Here is a 5,251-nt window from a genome sequence, read left to right as displayed (position 1 = left end):
GAAAACTGTCACCCATCTAATCGGTCCATTCTGTTACCTATCTATCCGGTTCGGACACCAGCCCCTTCTCCCCGTCACTATACGGGGAGAAGATGCCGGCAGGACAATGAGGGGCAGCGCTGACGTTGCAGGTTGTCCTCGTCAATTCGCGTCCGCTATCAATAGCCTCCAAAGTGGAGACGACACGATGGCTGACTTCAAGATCAGAACCCGCAACGCCGGCGCGCTCGCCGTCATGCCGCTGGGCGGCCTGCCGACGATAACCACCCCGACCGGTGGCATGGTCGATGTCGTTACACAAGTCAGCGCCCCCGGCTTCAGCCCGCTTGACCTGCTCTATGCCTCCTTGGCCGCCTGCATGGTGCTCAGCGCCCGCATCGCCGCGACCCGCCTCGGCGTCGCCGACAGGCTCGGCGAGGTGAGGGCGGACGTGACCGGTGAGAAGGCGAAGGAAGAGCCGTCGCGCGTAGAGACGTTCACCGTTAGATTGGAGATCACCGGCGACCTCGACGCGGCCACCAAAAAGCGCATCCTGGCGGATGCGGAAGACATCTGCACCGTCTCCAACACGCTGCGCGGCGCGCCGGCGCTTCATGCGACGCTGGGATGATCGCGATGGCGCATATCTCCGCAATCGACTACGCCACCGCCTCCGACGACATCCGCGCCGAGCATGACCGCGAGCTCAAGCTGCGCGGCCGCATGACCAACATGAAGCGCATCCTGCTGCATTCGCCCGCCGCGCATCGCATCTACGCCGAATGGTTCACGCTGCGAGACCTGCTGAAGCCCGCGCTCGACGACCGCGCCATCTGGCTGTTCTCGAAGGCGATTGCCGAGACGATGCGCGCCGAGGTCCCGGTCACCTTCTTCCGCCGCGCGCTGATCGATAGCGGCCTCGATCCAGAGGCGATCGAGCCGACCGTGGATGAGACGCTTTTGATCGACTTCGGCAAGGCGGTTGCCGCCGATACGAACGCCGTTCCGGACGAGACCTGGGCCGCGCTCAAGGCCCGCTACGACGAAACGCTGCTGGTCAATCTCACCGCCTTCGCCGGCATCATGGTGGCGACCTGCGTGTTCACCAATGCGGTGAAGGTGGATCTCGACCCGGAGCTGGATGGGTATCGGAGGAAAGCCTAGGTCGAGTTCCTTCGCGCCCCCCTCTGTCCTGCCGGACATCTCCCCCACAAGGGGGGAGATCAGCTGTCATCGCCGCTTTCGCCAATCACCGGCGTCGCAAGAAGGAGCGCCGCCGCCTCAGCTGCCAATCTCCCCCCAAGTGGGGGAGATGTCCGGCAGGACAGAGGGGGGCGCTGTCCCGCCGGCTTCTCCAACGATCTCATTCACTCCGCAGGAATCGGGTGGCCCTTACATTGGCTTCGCCCCACTTTGGTTCGCATCGAAGGAGCCGACCCATGACCATCCATTCCCTGAGCACCAAGCGCGCCAGCCGCTCCGCCGAATCCCGCGTCGCCGCGCAGGATTGGCGCGGCGTCGTCTCCGACCTCAATGCGCATGGCTGCGCCGTCATGCCCGGCCTGCTGACGGCCGAAGAATGCGCCGAAATCGCCAGCCTCTACCCGCATGAGGAGCATTTCCGCAGCCATGTGATCATGGCTCGTCACGGCTTCGGCAAAGGCGAATATGGCTACTTCAAATACCCGCTGCCGGACCTGATCGAAGGCCTGCGCACTGCGCTCTATCCGCGCCTAGCCGCGGTCGCCAACGATTGGAACGAGAAGATGGGCGTGGCGCTTCGCTATCCGGCCGACCACGCCGCTTTCCTAAAGCGCTGCCACGATGAAGGCCAGACCAGACCGACGCCGCTTCTCCTGCAATACGGCCCCGGCGACTTCAACTGCCTGCACCAGGACCTTTACGGCGCGCTCGCCTTTCCGCTGCAGGTGGCGATCCTGTTGTCCGAGCCCGGCGAGGATTTCACCGGCGGCGAATTCGTGCTCACCGAACAGCGCCCGCGCATGCAAAGCCGCGCCGAGGTGGTGCCGCTGAAGCGCGGCGACGCGGTGATTTTCGCCGCGCACAACCGGCCGGTGCAGGGTACGAGGGGGTTTTATCGGGTGAATCTGCGCCACGGCGTGAGTCGGTTGCGGTCGGGGCGGCGGCATACGGTGGGCATTATCTTCCACGACGCGAAGTAGGGCGCAGCGCCGTTCCTCGCCCCCGCCGAGGCGGGGGAGAGGTGTCCGCGAAGCGGACGGAGAGGGGGTCTTCGTAGGGCGCTCCCCCTCTCCGTCTCGGCTTCGCCGAGCCACCTCTCCCCCACTTCGTGGGGGCGAGGAACCTTCATCCTGCGGCGCTTCTGCCTCTTCCCCTCGCACCCTCATTCGCGTACACGCCGGGCCAAATCCCGCCACATCAGCGCAGTTTCCCGGACCGCCCCATGATCCGTCTCGAAAATATCGGCAAGCAGAACGGCCGACAGATCGTCTTCATCGAAGCTTCGGCCGCCTTGCAGAAGGGCGAGAAGGTCGGGCTGGTCGGCCCGAACGGCGCCGGCAAGACGACCTTGTTCCGCATGATCATCGGTGAGGAACAGCCGGACGAGGGCCAGGTCTCGGTCGATCGCGGCGTCACCATAGGCTATTTCAGCCAGGATGTCGGCGACATGGGCGGTATGAGCGCCGTAGCCGAGGTCATGGAAGGCGCGGGGCCGGTGAGCGCGGTGGCGGCTGAGATGCGCGAGCTCGAGCACGCCATGGGCGATCCCGAGCGCGCCGACGAGATGGACGCAATCATCGAGCGCTACGGCGAATTGCAGCACCGTTTCGAGGAGCTCGACGGCTATGCGCTGGACGGCCGCGCCCGCGAGGTGCTGGACGGGCTCGGCTTCAGCCAGGAGATGATGGACGGCGACGTCTCAAAGCTCTCAGGCGGCTGGAAGATGCGCGTCGCGCTGGCACGCATCCTGTTGATGCGACCCGACGTCATGCTGCTCGACGAGCCATCGAACCATCTCGACCTCGAAAGCCTGATCTGGCTGGAGAAATTCCTGAAGGACTATGACGGCGCGCTTTTGATGACCTCGCACGACCGCGAGTTCATGAACCGCATCGTCAACAAGATCATCGAGATCGATGCCGGCGCGCTCACGTCCTATTCCGGCAATTACGAATTCTACCAGGAGCAGCGGGCTCTCGCCGACAAGCAGTTGCAGGCGCAGTTCGAGCGCCAGCAGGCGATGCTGGCCAAGGAGATCGCCTTCATCGAGCGCTTCAAGGCGCGCGCCTCGCACGCCGCGCAGGTGCAGAGCCGGGTGAAGAAGCTCGACAAGATAGACCGCGTCGAGCCGCCCAAGCGCCGCCAGACGGTGGCCTTCGAGTTCCAGCCGGCGCCGCGCTGCGGCGAGGACGTGGCGACGCTGAAAGGCATCCACAAATCCTATGGCAGCCGCTCGATCTATTCGGGCCTCGACTTCCAGATCCGCCGCCGCGAGCGCTGGTGCGTGATGGGCGTCAACGGCGCCGGCAAGTCGACGCTGCTCAAGCTTGTGGCCGGCGCCTCCGAGCCCGACGAGGGCTCCGTCGCGCGCGGTCCGAGCGTCAAGATGGGCTATTTCGCCCAGCACGCCATGGAACTGCTCGACGGCGAGCGCACCGTCTTCCAGACGCTGGAGGATAATTTCCCGCAGGCCGGCCAGGCGCCGCTGCGCGCGCTTGCCGGCTGCTTCGGCTTTTCCGGCGACGAGATCGAGAAGAAGTGCCGCGTGCTGTCGGGCGGCGAGAAGGCCCGCCTGGTGATGGCGCTGATGCTGTTCGACCCGCCCAACCTCCTGGTGCTCGACGAGCCGACCAACCACCTCGACATCACGACCAAGCAGATGCTGATCGAGGCGCTGTCGCAGTATGAAGGCACGATGCTCTTCGTCTCGCACGACCGCCATTTCCTGGCGGCGCTGTCGAACCGCGTGCTGGAGCTCACGCCCGACGGCATCCACACCTATGGCGGCGGCTACACCGAATATGTCGCGCGCACGGGGCAGGAGGCACCGGGGCTGAGAAGCTAGGGATCTTTTTCAGAGCGCGTCGTAGACGGCGTCGATCAGCGCCTTGCGGCGCGGGTCGACATCGTCGAACCCCAGCATGCGGTTGGTGACGTAGCCGAACCCGACACCGGCGCCGGGATCGGCAAAGCCGATGGCGCCGCCCCAGCCGGTATGGCCGAAGCTTTGCGGCGATGCGCGACCGGCATAGACGGGATCCTCGATCTGATAGCCGGCGGCGAAGGCGGCCGGCAGCGCGAAGCTGTCGTCCATGCCGCGAAAGCGCGGCCTCCCGGCCTCCTCGATCGCCGCGCGGCCGATCAGGCGCTTGCCTTCAAACGTCCCGCCTGCCGCCATCATTCCGTAGATGCGCGCCAGCGCATGGGCGGTGGACTGGCCGTTGCCACCGGGCACCTCTGCGGCGCGCCAGGCGCGGTCGTTGGGCGCCAGGGCGCGGGGCGCCGGGTTGTCGCATGCATGGGGAAAGGGCGAGGCGCGCACGATGTCGACCCACTCCGAAGCCTTCGGGCCCTCGATCATCTCGGCGGCTCGGAAATCGTCCGTTTGCGGCAGGCCGACATGGAAATCGGCCCCAAGCGGGCCGGCGATTTCTTCCGCGATGAAGCGGCCGACGCTGCGCCCGTCGACGCGCCGCAGCACCTCGCCGGCAAGATGGCCGTAGCTGAGCGCATGATAGACGCAACGGCTGCCGGGCTCCCACAGCGGCGCCATGGCGGCAAGCGCATCGGCATAGGGCGTCCAGGCGAGCAGGCCTGCCTCGTCCATCGGCACGGCAAGGCCGTTCAGCCCGGACTGGTGCGACATGACCTGATCGAGTGTGATGCGCTCCTTGCCGCCGGCCGCGAATTCCGGCCAATAGCGCGCGACCGGCGCGGCATAGTCCAGCTTGCCGCGCTCCACCAGCATGGCGATCGCCAGCGCCACGACGCCCTTGGTGCAAGACCAGACATTGACCAGCGTGTCACGCCGCCATGGCCGGGTGCGCGCGGCATCGGCATGACCGCCCCAAAGGTCGACGACGGTCTTGCCGTCGGCCACGACTGAGACGCCGCCGCCATGTTCGAGGCCTTGGGAGAAACACCAGGCGAACGCGTCGCGCACGCCGGCAAAACGCGGATCGCAGAAACCCTCTATGGTCATGCGCGGATTCCCACCTAATGCGCCTCAGCCGAACAGCTTGGTCACAAAGCCGCTGAACCAGGCAAGCTGCCAGCATCCAATTAGCGC

5 protein-coding genes and 1 pseudogene are annotated in these 5,251 nt (G+C 65.9%); 5 read left to right on the top strand and 1 reads right to left on the bottom strand.

The window, feature by feature from the left end:
- Positions 1-187: 187 nt before the first annotated feature.
- From EOA27_RS20505 to EOA27_RS20485, 5 genes and pseudogenes are all read left to right on the top strand, one after another.
- Positions 188-610, top strand: coding sequence for an OsmC family protein (locus EOA27_RS20505; protein WP_126078127.1), 423 nt, complete (start codon positions 188-190; stop codon positions 608-610).
- Positions 611-615: 5 nt separating this feature from the next.
- A complete protein-coding gene (locus tag EOA27_RS20500) occupies positions 616-1,143 on the top strand; it encodes a hypothetical protein (RefSeq protein ID WP_126078126.1) in 528 nt (175 codons plus the stop codon).
- Positions 1,121-1,315: pseudogene (locus tag EOA27_RS42215) on the top strand (precorrin-3B synthase); the annotation flags it as partial. The gene EOA27_RS20500 and the pseudogene EOA27_RS42215, both read left to right, overlap by 23 nt.
- 103 nt (positions 1,316-1,418) lie before the next feature.
- Positions 1,419-2,162 (top strand): 2OG-Fe(II) oxygenase, encoded by a 744-nt coding sequence (locus EOA27_RS20490; RefSeq protein ID WP_126078124.1) that lies wholly within the window; start codon positions 1,419-1,421, stop codon positions 2,160-2,162.
- A 242-nt stretch (positions 2,163-2,404) separates the two neighbouring features.
- A complete protein-coding gene (locus tag EOA27_RS20485) occupies positions 2,405-4,027 on the top strand; it encodes an ABC-F family ATP-binding cassette domain-containing protein (RefSeq protein ID WP_126078123.1) in 1,623 nt (540 codons plus the stop codon).
- Between the two features lie 9 nt (positions 4,028-4,036).
- Here the strand turns inward: EOA27_RS20485 and EOA27_RS20480 are convergent, their stop codons facing one another.
- Complete coding sequence (locus EOA27_RS20480; protein ID WP_126078122.1) at positions 4,037-5,164, bottom strand: serine hydrolase domain-containing protein; 1,128 nt, start codon at positions 5,162-5,164, stop codon at positions 4,037-4,039.
- Between the last annotated feature and the right edge of the window lie 87 nt (positions 5,165-5,251).

The sequence above is a fragment of the Mesorhizobium sp. M2A.F.Ca.ET.037.01.1.1 genome, from assembly GCF_003998075.1.
Classification (GTDB): Bacteria; Pseudomonadota; Alphaproteobacteria; order Rhizobiales; family Rhizobiaceae; genus Mesorhizobium.
Note: the sequence above shows the minus strand (reverse complement) of the source record. Positions and strands in the feature narration are given on the sequence as shown.

What these genes read in the sequence shown, in the direction of transcription:
- EOA27_RS20490 (WP_126078124.1), top strand. Translation starts at nt 1,419, where the DNA reads ATGACCATCCATTCCCTGAGCACCAAGCGCGCCAGCCGCTCCGCCGAA.
- EOA27_RS20500 (WP_126078126.1), top strand. Translation starts at nt 616, where the DNA reads ATGGCGCATATCTCCGCAATCGACTACGCCACCGCCTCCGACGACATC.
- EOA27_RS20485 (WP_126078123.1), top strand. Translation starts at nt 2,405, where the DNA reads ATGATCCGTCTCGAAAATATCGGCAAGCAGAACGGCCGACAGATCGTC.
- EOA27_RS20480 (WP_126078122.1), bottom strand. Translation starts at nt 5,164, where the DNA reads ATGACCATAGAGGGTTTCTGCGATCCGCGTTTTGCCGGCGTGCGCGAC.
- EOA27_RS20505 (WP_126078127.1), top strand. Translation starts at nt 188, where the DNA reads ATGGCTGACTTCAAGATCAGAACCCGCAACGCCGGCGCGCTCGCCGTC.